14 protein-coding genes are annotated in these 15,953 nt (G+C 56.6%); 12 read left to right on the top strand and 2 right to left on the bottom strand.

The genetic code is table 11. From position 1 onward, the window contains the following. The first annotated feature begins 41 nt into the window (after positions 1 to 41). The 8 genes from EDC52_RS00995 (at position 42) to tyrR (ending at position 9,627) form a co-directional block, all read left to right on the top strand. Entirely contained in the window at positions 42 to 1,652 is a 1,611-nt protein-coding gene (locus EDC52_RS00995) for an ABC transporter substrate-binding protein (protein WP_131863400.1), read from the top strand. A gap of 89 nt (positions 1,653 to 1,741) precedes the next feature. Further along, positions 1,742 to 2,773: an ABC transporter permease gene (locus EDC52_RS00990; protein ID WP_131864067.1), complete on the top strand. Its 1,032-nt coding sequence runs from the start codon at positions 1,742 to 1,744 to the stop codon at positions 2,771 to 2,773. After that, the gene (locus EDC52_RS00985; RefSeq protein ID WP_131863399.1) at positions 2,770 to 3,678 is read left to right on the top strand and encodes an ABC transporter permease; all 909 of its coding nucleotides are present in this window, start codon (positions 2,770 to 2,772) and stop codon (positions 3,676 to 3,678) included. The genes EDC52_RS00990 and EDC52_RS00985 overlap by 4 nt, the downstream gene beginning before the upstream one ends. Next, the gene (locus EDC52_RS00980) at positions 3,650 to 4,531 is read left to right on the top strand and encodes an ABC transporter ATP-binding protein (RefSeq protein ID WP_407924188.1); all 882 of its coding nucleotides are present in this window, start codon (positions 3,650 to 3,652) and stop codon (positions 4,529 to 4,531) included. The genes EDC52_RS00985 and EDC52_RS00980 overlap by 29 nt, the downstream gene beginning before the upstream one ends. A 25-nt stretch (positions 4,532 to 4,556) precedes the next feature. Continuing rightward, on the top strand, positions 4,557 to 5,330 hold the full coding sequence (locus tag EDC52_RS00975) for an ABC transporter ATP-binding protein (RefSeq protein ID WP_131864066.1): 774 nt from the start codon (positions 4,557 to 4,559) through the stop codon (positions 5,328 to 5,330). A gap of 148 nt (positions 5,331 to 5,478) precedes the next feature. Further along, positions 5,479 to 6,876, top strand: a complete 1,398-nt coding sequence (locus EDC52_RS00970; RefSeq protein WP_131863397.1) for a YcjX family GTP-binding protein — start codon at positions 5,479 to 5,481, stop codon at positions 6,874 to 6,876. Continuing rightward, positions 6,873 to 7,937 (top strand): YcjF family protein, encoded by a 1,065-nt coding sequence (locus EDC52_RS00965; RefSeq protein WP_131863396.1) that lies wholly within the window; start codon positions 6,873 to 6,875, stop codon positions 7,935 to 7,937. Before EDC52_RS00970 ends, EDC52_RS00965 begins: the two co-directional genes overlap by 4 nt. A gap of 127 nt (positions 7,938 to 8,064) precedes the next feature. After that, on the top strand, positions 8,065 to 9,627 hold the full coding sequence (gene tyrR / locus EDC52_RS00960; RefSeq protein WP_131863395.1) for a transcriptional regulator TyrR: 1,563 nt from the start codon (positions 8,065 to 8,067) through the stop codon (positions 9,625 to 9,627). Positions 9,628 to 9,689: 62 nt separating this feature from the next. Here tyrR and tpx read toward each other — a convergent pair whose 3' ends face one another. Continuing rightward, positions 9,690 to 10,196, bottom strand: a complete 507-nt coding sequence (gene tpx / locus EDC52_RS00955) for a thiol peroxidase (protein ID WP_131863394.1) — start codon at positions 10,194 to 10,196, stop codon at positions 9,690 to 9,692. 150 nt (positions 10,197 to 10,346) lie between these two features. On the opposite strand from tpx, the gene ycjG reads away from it, so the two are divergent. Continuing rightward, positions 10,347 to 11,336 carry an L-Ala-D/L-Glu epimerase gene (gene ycjG / locus EDC52_RS00950; protein ID WP_131864065.1) on the top strand — a complete coding sequence of 330 codons (990 nt, stop codon included), beginning with the start codon at positions 10,347 to 10,349 and terminating at the stop codon, positions 11,334 to 11,336. Positions 11,337 to 11,405: 69 nt separating this feature from the next. On the opposite strand, the gene mpaA is transcribed toward ycjG, so the two are convergent. Continuing rightward, positions 11,406 to 12,113, bottom strand: a complete 708-nt coding sequence (mpaA, locus tag EDC52_RS00945) for a murein tripeptide amidase MpaA (RefSeq protein ID WP_131863393.1) — start codon at positions 12,111 to 12,113, stop codon at positions 11,406 to 11,408. Between the two features lie 146 nt (positions 12,114 to 12,259). On the opposite strand from mpaA, the gene EDC52_RS00940 reads away from it, so the two are divergent. From EDC52_RS00940 to EDC52_RS19810, 3 genes are all read left to right on the top strand, one after another. Next, positions 12,260 to 13,876, top strand: a complete 1,617-nt coding sequence (locus EDC52_RS00940; RefSeq protein WP_131863392.1) for a peptide ABC transporter substrate-binding protein — start codon at positions 12,260 to 12,262, stop codon at positions 13,874 to 13,876. A 276-nt stretch (positions 13,877 to 14,152) separates the two neighbouring features. After that, positions 14,153 to 15,136, top strand: coding sequence for a zinc transporter ZntB (zntB, locus tag EDC52_RS00935; protein ID WP_131863391.1), 984 nt, complete (start codon positions 14,153 to 14,155; stop codon positions 15,134 to 15,136). A gap of 632 nt (positions 15,137 to 15,768) precedes the next feature. Beyond that, on the top strand, positions 15,769 to 15,915 hold the full coding sequence (locus tag EDC52_RS19810; RefSeq protein WP_165911632.1) for a hypothetical protein: 147 nt from the start codon (positions 15,769 to 15,771) through the stop codon (positions 15,913 to 15,915). The last annotated feature ends 38 nt before the right edge of the window (positions 15,916 to 15,953 follow it).

Below are 15,953 nucleotides of genomic sequence, written 5' to 3'. Positions count from 1 at the left end.
AATAAAAAAAACCTCTGTTTACCCGCATAGGGATACGCCCGATGAACATAAAAACCCTGCTTGGCAGGGGAATTGCGGTACTGTGCCTGGTACTGAGCGCTTCCCTGGTCCAGGCTAAAACGCCGCCGGACCAACTGGTTATCGGCATGAACATGAATAACCTGCTGACGCTGGATCCGGCCGCCATGACCGGCAATGAAGTGGTCGGCATTGTGGTCAATCTTTATGACAGCCTGGTGGAATTGGACCCTGCCGAGCTCACCAACGTCATGCCGGCGCTCGCCGAACGCTGGACCATCAGCGATGACCGAAATCTGCTGACCTTCCATCTGCGCAAAGGGGTAAAATTCCACTCCGGTAATCCGTTGACCGCTCAAGATGTGGTCTGGTCATTCAGGCGGGTACTGCATCTCAACATGGCCCAGGCGTCGGTCTGGAAGTCCTATGGCTTCAACCGCGATAACGTTGACCGTCAGGTCAGAGCGGTCGATGACTATACCATCGAGATAGCGCTGCCTAAGCCCAACGATCCGAAACTGGTGCTCTATTCACTGGCGGCACTGGGCAGCGGCTCGGTACTGGACAGCAAAACCGTCAAGCAGCATGAACAGAAGGGCGATTGGGGAAATCGCTGGCTAACCACCGCCGAGGCCGGTTCAGGTCCGTTCAAACTGGATATCTGGCAGGCTAAAGATGTGATGCGCATCAGCCGCGCGCCAGGCTACTGGCGTGGCGAAAGCCGGATGAGCCGGGTGATATTCCGCCATCTGCAGGAATCCCAGACCTTAAGGCTGATGATTGCCAAAGGCGATCTGGATATCGCCGCCACCATGTCGGTGCCGGATATCGAAGCGCTGAAAAGCAATCAGGAGATGGTGATAGATGCGGTCCGCAAGGGCACCATCTATTACGTGGCGGTCAGTATGAAGGAACCCCACTTCGCCAATCCGAAAGTGCGTGAAGCCGTGCGTTATCTGATTGACTATCAAGGTATCAACAAGGCCATTATGCCGGGGTATGGCGTCCTGCATCAGCGACCGATTCAGCAAGGAATGGACGCGACGCTGCCGAATCCGGGCTACGCGCTGGATATCGAACGGGCCAGAAAACTGCTGGCCGAAGCAGGCTATCCGGATGGATTCGATACTACCCTGCGGGTGTTGGCTGATCCGCCGTTCATCAATATCGCCATTGCGGTCCAATCGACACTGATGCAGGCCGGCATACGCGCCAAAATCATGACCGGCACCGGCAACCAAATCTACGGCGCCATGCGAGATCGGCAATTCGACATGCTGGTCGGACGCGGCGGCAGCGGCGTAGAACCTCATCCTCACTCCAGCCTGCGGGCGCTGGTTTACAACCCCGATAACCGTGATGAAGCCCGACTGACCAACTTCCAGGGCTGGCGGACCAGCTTCTTTGATAAGACCCTGAACCAGTTGATTGACACGGCGCTGCTTGAACGGGATCCGGACAAACAGCGGGCGCTCTATGCCGAGGTACAGAATCGTTACGATGCGCTGTTCCCGGCCATCATGCCGGTATCGCAAATGGTCGATTCGGTCGTGGTGCGCAAGAACGTCAGGAACTACGTACCGCACCCATCGGCAACCACTTTTTTGCGAGAAGTCTATAAGCAGGAACAGTAACGATCCGCGGGTTGACGCTTGCGCTTAACGCCGGTGTGGTACTGCCGGCATCCATGAGTCCTCTTTTTGTGGGAGCATCCATGACAGCAATGCAATGGTTCTCTAATGAAAATCTGGCCCGTCGCCTTGCCAAGCGACTGGTGCAGGTCATCATTACGCTGTTCGGCCTGCTGGTCCTGACCTTTATCATTGGTCGGGTTATGCCTATCGATCCGGTGCTGGCCATCGTCGGCCCCGATGCCGATCACAGCACTTATCAGCAGGTCTATCTGCAACTGGGTTTCGATAAACCCCTGTGGACGCAGTTCATCATCTATCTCAGTACGCTGCTGCACGGCGATCTCGGCAATGCCCTGCTGACCGGCAAACCGGTGCTGGACGATATTGTCCGGGTATTCCCGGCCACCGTTGAACTGGCCACCATGGCGATTATCGTCGGCGCCGGCCTCGGCATTCCGCTGGGGGTGCTGGCTGCCGCACGGCGCAACAGCCCGCTGGACTATGTGGTCAGGGTCATCAGCCTTGCCGGCTATTCAACGCCGATTTTCTGGGTGGGCATGATAGGGCTGCTGATTTTTTATGCCTGGCTTGGCTGGGTAGGCGGATCGGGCAGGGTAGACCTGGCGTTTGACGGCCTGGTGGAACGCCGGACCGGTCTGTTGCTGGTGGACTCGCTGTTGGCCGGCAACAAGCAGGTGTTTTTCAGCGCCCTGAATTATCTGGTCCTGCCGGCCGCCCTGCTCGGCTTTCACTCGCTGGCCTATATCAGCCGTATGACGCGCAGCTTTATGCTGGCCCAGCTATCCCAGGAGTTCATCATTACGGCGCGGGTCAAAGGCCTGACCGAATGGCAGGTCATCTGGGGACATGCCTTCCGCAATATCCTGGTGCAGTTGCTGACGGTGGTGGCGTTGGCTTACGGCTCATTGCTAGAGGGCGCCGTATTGATTGAAACGGTGTTCGCCTGGCCCGGTTTTGGATCCTATCTGACCGGCAGCCTGCTGCTGGGCGATATGAACGCCGTCATGGGCTGTGTGCTGGTGGTCGGCATTATCTTCGTCAGCCTTAATCTGCTGTCCGACATGCTGTATCAGATTTTTGACCCGAGGACCAAAGTATGACTATGTCTATCGATCCGGCTTTGCCATCCCCCGGCAGCATCAAGCACAGCGGGCGCTGGCGCCGGCTGTTGTCCCGTACCGGCGGTTTCCTCGGCAAGATGGCGCGTAACCCGCTGACCGCTATCGGCGGCGGCATCGTGCTGCTGCTGATGCTGGTCGCCCTGTTTGCGCCCTGGATAGCCACTCACCATCCGCTGATTCAGGACTTGAATAATACCCTGTTGCCGCCGAGCTCCGCCCACTGGTTCGGCACCGATGAATTCGGCCGGGATGTATTCAGCCGGTTGGTATATGGTTCGCGTATTACCCTGTATATCGTGCTCTTGGTATCCATCACCGTCGGTCCATTGGGGCTGCTATTGGGTGTGACCGCCGGTTATTTTGGCGGCAAGGTGGATATGGTGCTGATGCGGGTCACCGACATTTTTATCTCATTTCCTAGTCTGGTGCTGGCGCTGGCGTTTGTCGCCGCCCTCGGTCCGGGACTGGAACATGTGGTGATTGCCATTACGCTGACCGCCTGGCCGCCGGTAGCCCGTCTGGCGCGCGCCGAGACGTTGTCGCTGCGCCAGTCCGATTTTATCTCGGCGGTGAGACTGCTGGGCGCATCGCCGCTGCGCATCCTGCTGCGTCATATCGTGCCCCTTTGCCTGCCTTCGGTGATCATCCGCATCACCATGAACATGGCCGGAATTATTCTGACTGCCGCCGGCCTGGGTTTCCTTGGCCTGGGCGCCCAGCCGCCGGATCCGGAGTGGGGCGCCATGATATCCAGCGGCCGTCGCTACATGATGGAGTGCTGGTGGGTAGTGACTATTCCTGGTCTGGCGATCCTTATCAACAGCCTGGCGTTCAACTTCTTAGGAGATGGCTTACGTGACATTCTCGATCCCAGAACAGAATAATACCGCGCCGTTGAATACCGCGCCGTTGCTGGATGTCAGCAACCTCCACGTCAGTTTCGTCAATGGCCGCAAAGTGACCGACGCGGTACGAGGGGTTTCTTTTACCCTGGGCCGTGAAAAACTGGCTATTGTCGGTGAATCCGGCTCGGGCAAGTCGACCGTTGGTCGGGCGCTGCTGCAACTGCATCCGCGCAGCGCGCGTATCACCGCCGATCGCCTGCGATTCAGTGAGGTGGATCTGCTGGCGGCCAGCGCTGCGGATATGCGGGCAATCAGGGGTAAGCGTATTTCGATGATCATGCAGGATCCGAAATATTCCCTTAATCCGGTCGTCAAGGTCGGTGATCAAATCGCCGAAGCCTGGCTGGCCCATCATAAAACCAGCCGCAGCGAAGCGCGGGATAAAGTGATGGAAATGCTTAACGTGGTGCGCATTCGCCAGCCGGAACGGGTCTACTCGCTGTATCCTCATGAGATTTCCGGCGGCCAGGGTCAACGTATCATGATAGCCATGATGCTGATTACCGATCCTGAGCTGGTCATTGCCGATGAACCCACCTCGGCGCTGGATGTCTCGGTACGGCTGCAGGTATTGGCATTGCTGGATGACCTGGTGCAGTCCAGAGGGTTGGGACTGATGTTTATCAGTCACGATATCAACCTGGTGCGCAGCTTCTGCGATCGCGTGCTGGTGATGTATGCCGGACGGGTGGTGGAATCGATTGCCGCCGCCGATCTGGACAACGCCTGCCATCCCTATACCCGTGGCTTGCTGAACGCGCTGCCCGATATGACCCAGCGCCGGCCGGTGCTGCCGGTGCTGAACCGGGATCCTTCCTGGCTGACTGATTAAGGAACCGCAGATGCCAAATGAAAACATGATCCATATCCAGGGACTGAATCTGACCTTTGGCCATGGCAGCAAGACCAATCAGGTGCTGTATGACGTTGATTTGAGCGTACGGCAGGGGGAAATTTTCGGGCTGGTCGGCGAGTCCGGCTCGGGTAAAACCACGGTATTGAAATGCCTGGCCGGCTTATTGACTCAGTGGCAGGGCGAAATGGCCATTGACGGTAAGCCACTGTCCCATGGCATTAACCGGCCGCAGTGCCGCCAGGTGCAAATGGTGTTTCAGGATCCCTACGGTTCCCTGCATCCGCGCCACAATGTGGAGTCGATACTCGAAGAGCCGCTGGCGATTCACCATATCGACAACCGGGATGACCGTATTGACAGCATGCTGGTCAAGGTCGGTTTGAGCCCGGCTTTCCGCGATCGCTTTCCTCATCAGTTATCCGGCGGACAGCGTCAACGCGTCGCCATCGCCCGGGCGTTGATACTGGAGCCCAGAGTACTGCTGCTGGATGAGCCTACCTCGGCGCTGGATGTCTCGGTTCAGGCTGAAATTCTCAATCTGCTGGCCGAACTGCAGCAGCGCGAGGGCCTGACGTACCTGATGGTCACCCACGACCTGGGGGTCATCGCCCATCTGTGTCATCGGGTCGCGGTGATGCAGCATGGCAGGATCCTGGAAACGCTTGCCACTGACGACCTGCTGGGCCAGGGGCCGCAGACCGAGTATACCCGGGTATTGATCGATGCCAGTCAACATTACAGCCGGGAACTGGCCCAACAGGTGGCGGGTCAATAGTCCGTTACCCCTCTTTAGCGTGATACCTTGAGTAAAAAAAAACGCACCGGCCCTTTAAAAGCAAGGGTACGGTGCGTCATTGTGCAAGTTCTGGTAAAAATGTCACCGGCCATTTGTTTGTCGACCGATTGCAGGACATACTGACACCATGAACAGACTTCGTAATGAATTCACCTCGCTACTGGATCGCGGTCTGGACCGTCATTTACGCCTGGCGGTCACCGGGCTAAGCCGCAGCGGTAAAACCGCGTTTATCACCTCGTTGGTCAATCAGTTGCTGATGGCTAATCAGGGCGCCAGACTGCCGCTGTTCAACGTGGTGCGCGATAACCGTTTACTCGGCGTAAGACGCGTGGCGCAGCGTAACCTTGGGCTGGCGCGGTTTGCCTATGATGAGGGTATCGCCTCGCTTTATGCCTCGCCACCCGCCTGGCCGGTGCCGACCCGCGGCGTCAGCGAGATGCGGCTGGCGCTGCGTTATCGACCGCGTGATTCGCTGCTACGCCATATCAAAAATACCGGTACGCTGTATCTGGAAATCGTCGATTACCCGGGCGAATGGTTGCTGGATCTGCCGATGCTTGAGCTGGACTACCTATCATGGTCGGGCCAGATGGGCGGTCTGCTGCATGGCAAACGGGCCGAATGGGCCAAGCCATGGCTTGAGAAATGCGCCGCCCTGGACCCGCTGGCCCCAGCCGATGAAAAGGCGCTGGCTGAGATAGCCCGGGGATATACCGATTATTTAATTCGCTGTCAAAGCCATGGCCTGCATTTTATCCAGCCCGGCAGATTTGTGCTGCCCGGCGATCTGGCCGATGCGCCGGTGCTGCAGTTCTTTCCCTGGCCGGATAACGGCCGCCTGAATGATGTCCAATTGGCCCGTGGCGATAGCACCACCAATCTGGGCATGCTCAAAGCCCGCTATCAGTACTACTGCCAAACTATAGTCAAAGGTTTTTATAAACAGCATTTCAGCGGCTTCGATCGGCAGATAGTGCTGGTGGACTGCCTGCAATCGCTTAATACCGGCCCGGACGCGTTCAATGATATGCGTCTGGCGCTGACCCAACTGATGCGCAGTTTTCATTACGGTAAGCGCAGCCTGTATCGCCGATTGTTTTCACCCTGTATCGATAAACTGATGTTTGCCGCCACCAAAGCCGACCATATTACCGCCGATCAGCATGCCAGCCTGGTATCGCTATTGCGCCAACTGGTACAGGACGCCTGGCAGAATGCGGCGTTTGAGGGTATAGCAATGGACTGCGCCGGCATCGCCTCGGTACAGGCGACCCAAAGCGGTATGGTTTCCCATCAGGGCAAGGATGTCCCTGCCCTTAAGGGGTATCGTCTGGCGGATAACGCGCCTCTCACTTTCTATCCGGGAGAGGTACCGGCCCGACTGCCTGGCAATGCGTTCTGGCAGCGTCAGGGCTTTGATTTTGAATCTTTTCGTCCACCGCAAATCGATGTGGACACACCCTTACCGCACATCCGGCTGGACAGCGTAATGGAATTTCTGTTGGGGGATAAATTGCGATGAACGATCCGCTTAAGCCACGTATGGACTTTGAGCAGCCACTGGCCGCGCCGCACGATGTCCCGCTGCGGCCGGCCGAAATCTTTACGGAAAATGGCGACGCCGCTTTCCGCCCGGTGGCGGAGTTCAGCTCTGGAAACAGCGACGACAGCGAGGGCCGGACAGAGCGCCTGCTGACCTCTGCACTTAAGCCCAAACCCAGTCTGTGGCGTCGAATGGTGATTGCCGGCATCGGCCTTTTCGCCGTCAGCGCTGTTGCCCAGGGCGGCCTGTGGTTGAGCCGCGCCTGGCAGCAACAGGACTGGCTGGCGCTGGGCTCGCTCGCGGCGGGTGGACTTATCGTGCTGGCGGGTGTCGGTGCGCTGGCGACGGAATGGCGCAGGCTGCGTCGGCTGCGTCTGCAGACCGAGCACCGGGATACCGCGGCAGAATTGCTGTCAAGCCAGGGTCTTGGCAATGCTCGGCCTTTTTGTGAAATGCTGGCGGCCAAGGCCGGCATCGGCGCTGAACACCCGGCTTGGCAACGCTACCTGGCGGCGCTGCACGATTCTCAAAGCGACCGGGAGGTGGTACAGCTCTATGCCACCCTGGTGCAACCGGTAGTCGATAAGCAGGTACGACGTGAAATCAGCCGCAGCGCGGCGGAGTCGGCGCTGATGGTGGCGGTCAGTCCGCTGGCGATAGTCGATATGGCGTTTATTGCCTGGCGTAACCTGCGGCTGATTAACCGGGTTGCCGCGCTGTATGGCATCGATTTGGGGTATTTCAGCCGGATCCGCCTTTTCAAAGTGGTGCTGATAAATATCGCCTTTGCCGGCGTTACCGAGTGGGTGCGAGAGATAGGCGTGGACTGGATGTCCCAGGATCTGGCTGCCCGCTTATCGGCGCGCGCGGCGCAGGGGATCGGCGCCGGTCTGCTGACCGCACGCCTGGGCATCAAGACGATGGAACTTTGCCGGCCTTTGCCATGGATCGGCAATGACCGTCCGCGCATGGGCGATTTTCGGCGTGAAATCATCGGTCAACTGCAGGAGACACTGCGCGCTAAGAAAAAAAACGACTGAACGCCGGCAACATCACCAACCGCTATCGCTCCACCAACATTTTGTCAGCCATGGCTTCTTCCCCACCGGTTCTGCACGTATGATACAAGACGGATATCCCCCTAAGTCATTGGGAATGAGGCATTACATGCGATTGGAAGTTTTTTGTGAGGATCGACTTGGCCTGGCCCGGGAACTGCTTGATTTACTGGTGTTGCGCAGTATTGATCTGCGCGGTATTGAAATCGATCCGGTCGGCCGCATTTACCTGAACCTGTCGATGCTGGAATTTGACACGCTTAGTCAACTGATGGCGGAAATACGCCGCATCAAGGGCGTGACAGATGTACGTACCATTTCCCATATGCCTTCTGAGGGTGAATACCGTACTCTCAGGGCATTGCTGTCGGCCTTGCCAGATCCGGTATTTTCTATCGATCTGAAAGGACGGCTGACGTTAATCAATCCTGCCGCTGCGGCATTGTTTGGCTTGAGTGCGGATAAAATCCATCAGCATCCGGTCAGCGGCCTCATCCCCGGCTTTCATGTCGCCGACTGGCTGGACAGCAGCCATCAGGGTGCCGCCAGCCAGAAGGTGGTGATTCAGGGACAGGATTTCCTGCTGGACATTACCCCGCTGCAGTTGCCCGATAATGACAGCCAGTTGACAGTGACGGGCGGGGTTATCGTGCTTAAATCAGCCGCCCGCATCGGCAGGCAATTGCAAGACCGCCCGCCGGCTGATGACAGCGAGTTCAGCCATATCATTGCCACGAGTGGAAAAATGCGTCAGGCGGTTGAGCAGGCCAGAAAGCTGGCGATGCTGGATGCCCCACTGCTTATTACCGGCGACACCGGCACCGGCAAAGATATGTTGGCCTATGCCTGCCATCGACGCAGCCCTCGCGGCAGAGCGCCTTTTCTGGCGCTCAACTGCGCCGCGCTGCCGGATGACGTCGCCGAAAGCGAGCTGTTTGGCCATGCCGCCGGGGCTTATCCCAATGCGCTGGAAGGCAAAAAAGGGTTCTTTGAACAGGCTAACGGCGGCTCGGTATTGCTTGACGAAATAGCGGAAATGTCCCCCAGCATGCAGTCCAAGCTGCTGCGGTTCCTTAACGACGGCACTTTTCGCCGGGTGGGCGAGGATCAGGAGATGCATGTCGATGTCCGGGTTATCTGCGCCACCCAGAAAAACCTGCATGAGCTGGTGCGGTTGGGACAATTCCGGGAAGATCTCTATTATCGGCTCAATGTGCTGACCCTGACGCTGCCGCCGTTGCGCGAGCGTCCGGATGACATCATGCCGCTGTCGATGCTGTTTATTGCCCGTTTCTGCGACGAGCAGGATATTCCGCGGCCATCGATTGCCCCTGAACTTGCTACTCTGCTGATGAACTATCCCTGGCCAGGCAATGTCCGCCAGCTGCGTAATGTGCTGCTGCGGGCAATCGCGCAGCATGAAGGTCGGATACTGGATACTGATGATATCGAGTTGCCCGATTTTGGCCCGACGGCGGGGTTAATGGATGATAATCTGGATGGTTCACTGGATGATATCAGTAAACGCTTTGAGCGCTCGGTACTGACCCGGCTCTACCTGACCTATCCCAGCACCCGTAAACTGGCGAAACGGCTGGGGGTGTCCCATACCGCCATTGCCAACAAGTTGCGTGAATATGGGCTAAGCAGTAAAAAAGCCGGCGAGGAGTAGGGGCATTCAGCAGGAAATAAACGGGCGGCCAGCATCGGCATCGCCCGTCATCAGGTTGGATATCAGGCTTTGAGCAGCGACAGCACCGAATCGTAATCCGGTTCATTGGCGATTTCTTCCACCAACTGGCTGTAAATAACCTTGTCCTGCTCGTCGATCACTATGACCGCGCGCGCGGCCAGGCCTTTCATCGGGCCATCGGCGATTTCAACGCCGTAGCTTCGTTTAAAATCGGCATCGCGCAACAGGGATAGGGTAACTACTTGATCCAGGCCTTCCGCGCCGCAGAAACGGGCCTGGGCGAACGGCAAATCCTGAGAAATACACAGTACCACGGTGTTAGAGAGTTCACCGGCCAGCTTATTGAACGCGTGTACCGACTTGGAGCAGGTGCTGGTATCAACGCTTGGAAAAATATTCAACACCTTACGTTTGCCGGCATAGGTTTTAAGCGTCACGTCGGATAAATCTTTGGCAACCAGCAAAAAATCTTTAGCAGTATCGCCAGGTTGAGCTAGTTTATCTACCACGGTGACGGGATTACCTTTTAAATGTACAGTCTGTGACATAAGCAGGGTCCTTGTGTGTTTGAAATCAAAAGCCTGTTCAGCATAAGCCCTAACACCATGATATACCAGATTTCTTGTGTTCCCCTTGCCAATTTTACCGGCTTTAGGCGCTATACTTTGGGGTAGCAGCTGATAGTCCGAGGACTGATGATGAGAGTTATGCGTTTTTATCCCGAATCCTGGCCGCTTCACACGCCTTTTGTGATATCTCGCGGCAGCCGTACCCAGGCCCAGGTAATGGTAGTGGAAATTGAGCAGGGCGGATTGAAGGGCATCGGCGAATGTACGCCCTATCCGCGCTATGGTGAGGATGAAGCCTCGGTATCGGCCCAGTTGGCCTCGGTTGCACATGCCATCGGCCAGGGCGTTTCCCGTGAGGTTCTGCAGCAACTGTTGCCGGCCGGTGCCGCCCGCAATGCGGTGGACTGTGCGCTGTGGGATCTTGAGCGGCAACTGAGCGGGAAAAGCCTGGCGGAACTGGCAGGCGTAACGCTCGCCAACCCGATAGTGATGGCACAGACTATCAGCATTGATGAACCTCAGCAGATGGCCGAAGCTGCTCTACGCTACTGGCAGCAGGGGGCAAGGCTTCTGAAAATCAAACTCGATGATCGCCTGATTACCGAACGCATGGTCGCCATACGCTCAGTGGTGCCAGAAGCGACGCTGATTGTCGATGCCAATGAGGCCTGGCACCCGGAAGGCCTGGCGTCCCGCTGCCAATTGCTGGCCGATCTCAAGGTGGCGATGCTGGAACAACCGCTTCCCGCAGAGCAGGATGCCGCTTTGCAGCATTTTATCCATCCGCTGCCGATCTGCGCTGATGAAAGCTGCCATACCCGCGAACAATTGCCTGCCCTGAAAGGCAATTATGAAATGGTCAATATCAAGCTGGATAAGACCGGCGGCCTGACGGAGGCGCTGCTGCTGGCCAGAGAAGCCACCGAACAGGGTTTTGGCGTGATGCTCGGCTGTATGCTCTGCACCTCCCGGGCGATTGCGTCAGCCCTGCCGTTGACTGGGGTTGCCCGCTTTATCGATCTGGACGGCCCGACCTGGCTGGCGATGGATGCTCAGCCCGGACTGAATTTCAGCTGTGGATCCATCAGCCTGACCCCGGCGGGAAACATATCCGGCTAAGTCAGGCCCGGCAGTGCATATTCTGCCGGGTAGAGAGCGTTCGCCTCACGTAAATTTCAGCGCCGGCCCTCAGGGGTGATATTCCAGCAGCGACATCAGGGCTTGCAGATAGCTGTCGGTGGCGGCGTCGGCTGAAATAGCCGGCAATTCAGCGGTGATACAGGGCAGGGAGATATCCCGGCACCAGCTGCCGAAAGAGCCCGGTGTGGCATAACCGACGCTTTCCACCAATGGCAGCTCCAGCTCGGCTGCCAACCATGCCGCCAGCGGCGAGGCGGTCTCGTCTTCAATGCAGGCCAGCGGTTCATGAAAACTCACTACCCAGGCCGGTTCCAACTGATGAATAAGCTGGCAAAGCGCCTGCGTTTCCGGCTCAGAACCGGCCATCTTTCCGGTGGAAAGCGTCACATCACGCTCGGCGGTATGGCTGGTCCAACGATAAACGGTCTCACCCGGCTGCCAATTGTTGGACGGAAAATTACGGTTCAAATCCACGCCATTGGCATTTGATCTCAACCCCAGTTGACAGCCATCAGGATTCACAGCCAGCACCAGATGATGGCGCAGGGGATGCTCGCCAAGACTGCGTAATGCGCAGGAAAGAGCCACCACGCTGGCGGTTTCGTCGCCATGGGTGCCGGCGATGATGAGGCCGGTGGCCTCAGTGGCCGCGGCGGCGGGGAAATAAAGCAGTGGTGCGCCCAGCACCGACTCACCATAGGGACGCGCGGCGAAGGGCAGCCTGCCGCGCAACGGGCGTGACTGAAATGGTCTCATGGTATTTCCCGGCAGAAAATAGTAGGTTACATTGTCTTTGCTTACTGTATCTAAAAAGTCCCTGATTGTTTACCTGATGTCGATACTTTTTACGTTAGCCTGATCAGGGCCTGCCTGTACCCGGCCATTATATTAAGGATAACATTATGCCCAGTTTCAATCATATTGCCGCTGCTTCGCTGCTGGCATTAGTGTCTGCCGGTGCCTGGGCGGCGGAAGTTCCCAAGGGCACTCAGCTTGCCGACCAACAGCATATCGTCAGACATATCAAGGACGAACCAGCCTCGCTCGACCCTATTAAGGCGGTCGGCCTGCCGGAAGCCCAGGTGGTGCGCGATTTATTTGAAGGGCTGGTCAATCAGGATGCTCACGGCAAGATAATCCCAGGCGTCGCGCTCAGTTGGCAAACCAATGATAATCGCAGCTTTGTGTTCCATCTGAGAAAAGACGCTCGCTGGTCTGATGGAACACCGGTGACCGCCAATGATTTCGTCTACAGCTGGCGACGACTGGTTGATCCCAAAAATCTGTCCACCTTTGCCTGGTTTGCCGACCTGGCGGGGTTAGAGCATGCGGCGGAGATTGCCGCCGGCACACTGCCGGTGGACAAACTCGGCGTCAGCGCCCCGGATGCTTATACGCTTAAAATCCAGCTTTCCCGTCCAGTACCTTACTTCGTCAGCCTGACCGCCAACTTCAGCCTTTACCCGGTCCAGCAGGCCAATATTGAAAAATTTGGCAATGAGTGGACCCGGGTAGGCAACCTGGTGGGCAACGGCGCCTTTGCCCTGAAAGAGCGGGTGGTCAATGAAAAGCTGGTGTTGACGCCCAATGCACACTATTGGGACCACAAACACACGGTGCTGACACAGGTAACCTTTGTGCCGATCAATCAGGAAACGGCGGCCCTTAACCGTTATTTGGCAAACGGAATCGATATCACCGAATCGTTCCCTAAAATCATGTACCGCAAGCTGTTAAAGGATATTCCCCATGAAGTTTACACACCAGACCAATTAGGCACCTATTACTACGCCTTTAACACCCAGCGCGCCCCGACCAACGATCCGCGTGTTCGCCAGGCTTTGTCTTACGCTATCGATCGTCAGATTATTGCGGAGAAAGTGGTGGGTACCGGCGAAAAACCGGCCTGGCACTTTACCCCTGACGTCACCGCGGGCTACAACCCGGCGAAAAATTTCCTGCAGCAGCACGATCAGGCCTCGCTTGACGCCCAGGCCAAGGCATTAATGCATGCGGCCGGCTACGGACCGGATAAACCCTTGAACCTGAGCCTGCTCTATAACACCTCTGAGAGTCATGAAAAAATCGCCATCGCCGTGGCCTCGATGTGGAAACAGAAACTGGGCGTCAACGTCAAGCTGGTTAACCAGGAGTGGAAATCCTATATTGATAGCCGTAACAGCGGCAATTTCGATGTGGTGCGCGCCTCCTGGGTAGGGGACTACAATGAGCCATCAACGTTTCTTTCGCTGCTGACCTCCAGCCATAGCGGCAACATAGGCAAATTCAAAAGCGCCGAATACGATAAGCTAATGACCCAGGCCAGCCTGCAGACCGACCCCAAAGCGCTGGCGGCCGATTACAATAAAGCGGAAGACATCATTGCCGAACAGGCACCGATAGCGCCGATATATCAATACACCAACGGGCGTTTGATTAAGCCCTGGTTGAAAGGCTATCCGATTACCAACCCGGAAGATGTGGCCTACAGCCATACGATGTATATTGTGAAGCATTAAGCATTAAGCATTGAGCATTGAGCATTGAGCATTGAGCATTGAGCATTGAGCATTAAGCATTAAGCATTGCGGTTTCTCAGAAATAAATGCCCTGCTTGCCCTACACGCTGTTTTATCAATAATGTAAAAACCCGCTGAACACCCGGCGGGGTTTTTTTGGGTGCATTATTTTCACACCCGACCACTACCCGGCTTGCCGGACCGGGTTAATTTTAAAGGTATTCTGTATTATTGCAGTCTACACTACAGCTTTGTATCGGCAGAAGGGCAGCGACGTTGGACTCGTTCAATCACCAGGCGTTAACTATCCATGGGGTTATCTACTCAGGCCAACTGGACGGTAAAGGCGGCATTGCGCCGATAGCGGACAGCGATATCACTCACAGTCAGCGGCCCTGCTGGCTCCATCTGGATGTCGACCACCAAGCCAGCAGCGAATGGCTCAATACCTCGCCGCTGATTCCTGAGCCGGTCAGAGAGGCCCTGGCAGGCAGCAGTACTCGCCCCAGGGTGACCCGCCTGGCTGAAGGGGCGCTTATTATTCTGCGCAGTATCAACTTCAATACCGAGGAGCATCCTGAGGAATTAATAGTCCTGCGCATCTACATCACCGAAAAACTGATTGTGACGACCCGTCGGCAACCGATACAGGCGGTTGATGAAGTGCTGGATGATCTGACCAAAAACCAGGGACCCCTTAACAGCGGCAGCTGGCTGGTGGGCATGAGCGATATGTTGACCGATCATGCCAGTGAATTTATCGAAGACATGCACGATAAAATTATCGCCCTGGAGAATGCCCTGCTGGATCAGCAAATCCCGCCACGCGGTGAATTATCCCACCTGCGTAAACAGCTTATTGTGCTGCGCCGTTACATGACGCCGCAGCGGGATGTGTTTTCCCGGCTGGCCAGCGAACATCTGCCGTGGATGAATGACGAAGATCGCCGCCGCATGCAGGATATCTCCGATCGCCTCGGTCGGGGGCTGGATGATATCGATGGCGGCATAGCCCGTACCGCGGTTATCGCTGATGAAATCAATTCGGTAATGGCGGAAGCCATCAACCGTCGCAGTTATACCATGTCGCTGATGGCCATGGTGTTTCTGCCGACTACGTTCCTCACCGGGCTGTTTGGCGTTAACCTGGGAGGGATACCGGGAGGGGGGTCACGCTTCGGTTTCAGTCTGTTTTGTCTGCTGCTGGGGGTACTGGTGGCGGCGGTAGCCCTCTGGCTGAAGAGACGGAAGTGGTTATAACCGGTTTGCAAAATGACGGCGGTCGTGTAAATCGTTAAAAACAGCCCTTTAATTGAGCAATATCAATTAATCAATGCATCAATTAGGGCAATATCAGTCTCGCAGGTGAATGCAACGTCAAGCGATGGGCGTTGCGCTCCATATTGTCTTACTTCTTTATATTGTGAATGGCTATGCAGCATAGTTGATTCAGATAACGCCGGGTGTATACCCCGGCTTTTTTTTTGCCGGCAATCAATCCGGCCAGCCGGTCATGGCCACTCAGCCCCGCCGGCCAGGATAAATACTGATCACACCCGCGCTGATTCATCACGCTCTCGACCTTAGACACTTAACCTCGTTGCTTTTCACCCGCTCCGGCGGCGGGCCTTATACCGCATAGAGCCCGCGTGGTATTAGGCATCAATTTGTCCTATGGCCATTTGACCACTATCCTTAAACCTGAGTGCAGCACCAACGCGTGGCGGCGACGCCGCGTAGCATCGATGCCCGCCGGCATCCGTTCAGCGACGCGGGCGGAAACGCGACTTACAATGAAAGGTGGCAAGAGTATGATGACGACGCTAACACCTGGAAAGTACCCATCTGAGACGCAGGCACCTGACACGGCGGCTGGGTTGGAACCTGTGCGGATGAGCATACCTTCGGACCCGATTCCGCCGGAGCCTATTCCGACCGATCCGCCGCCGATTCCCGGCCCGCTGCCGGATCCGCCTCTTGAGCCGCCCTGGAATCCGGACCCACATCCCATCAACGATCCGCCGCCTGATTTACTGTAGGTCTGGTTCACCGCAATAATTGGCTGCGGGCGCAGCCA

It is taken from the genome of Biostraticola tofi, assembly GCF_004343195.1.
GTDB lineage: Bacteria > Pseudomonadota > Gammaproteobacteria > Enterobacterales > Enterobacteriaceae > Biostraticola > Biostraticola tofi.
The sequence above is the reverse complement of the archived record's forward strand: the minus strand, read 5'-3'. Positions and strand labels throughout refer to the sequence as shown.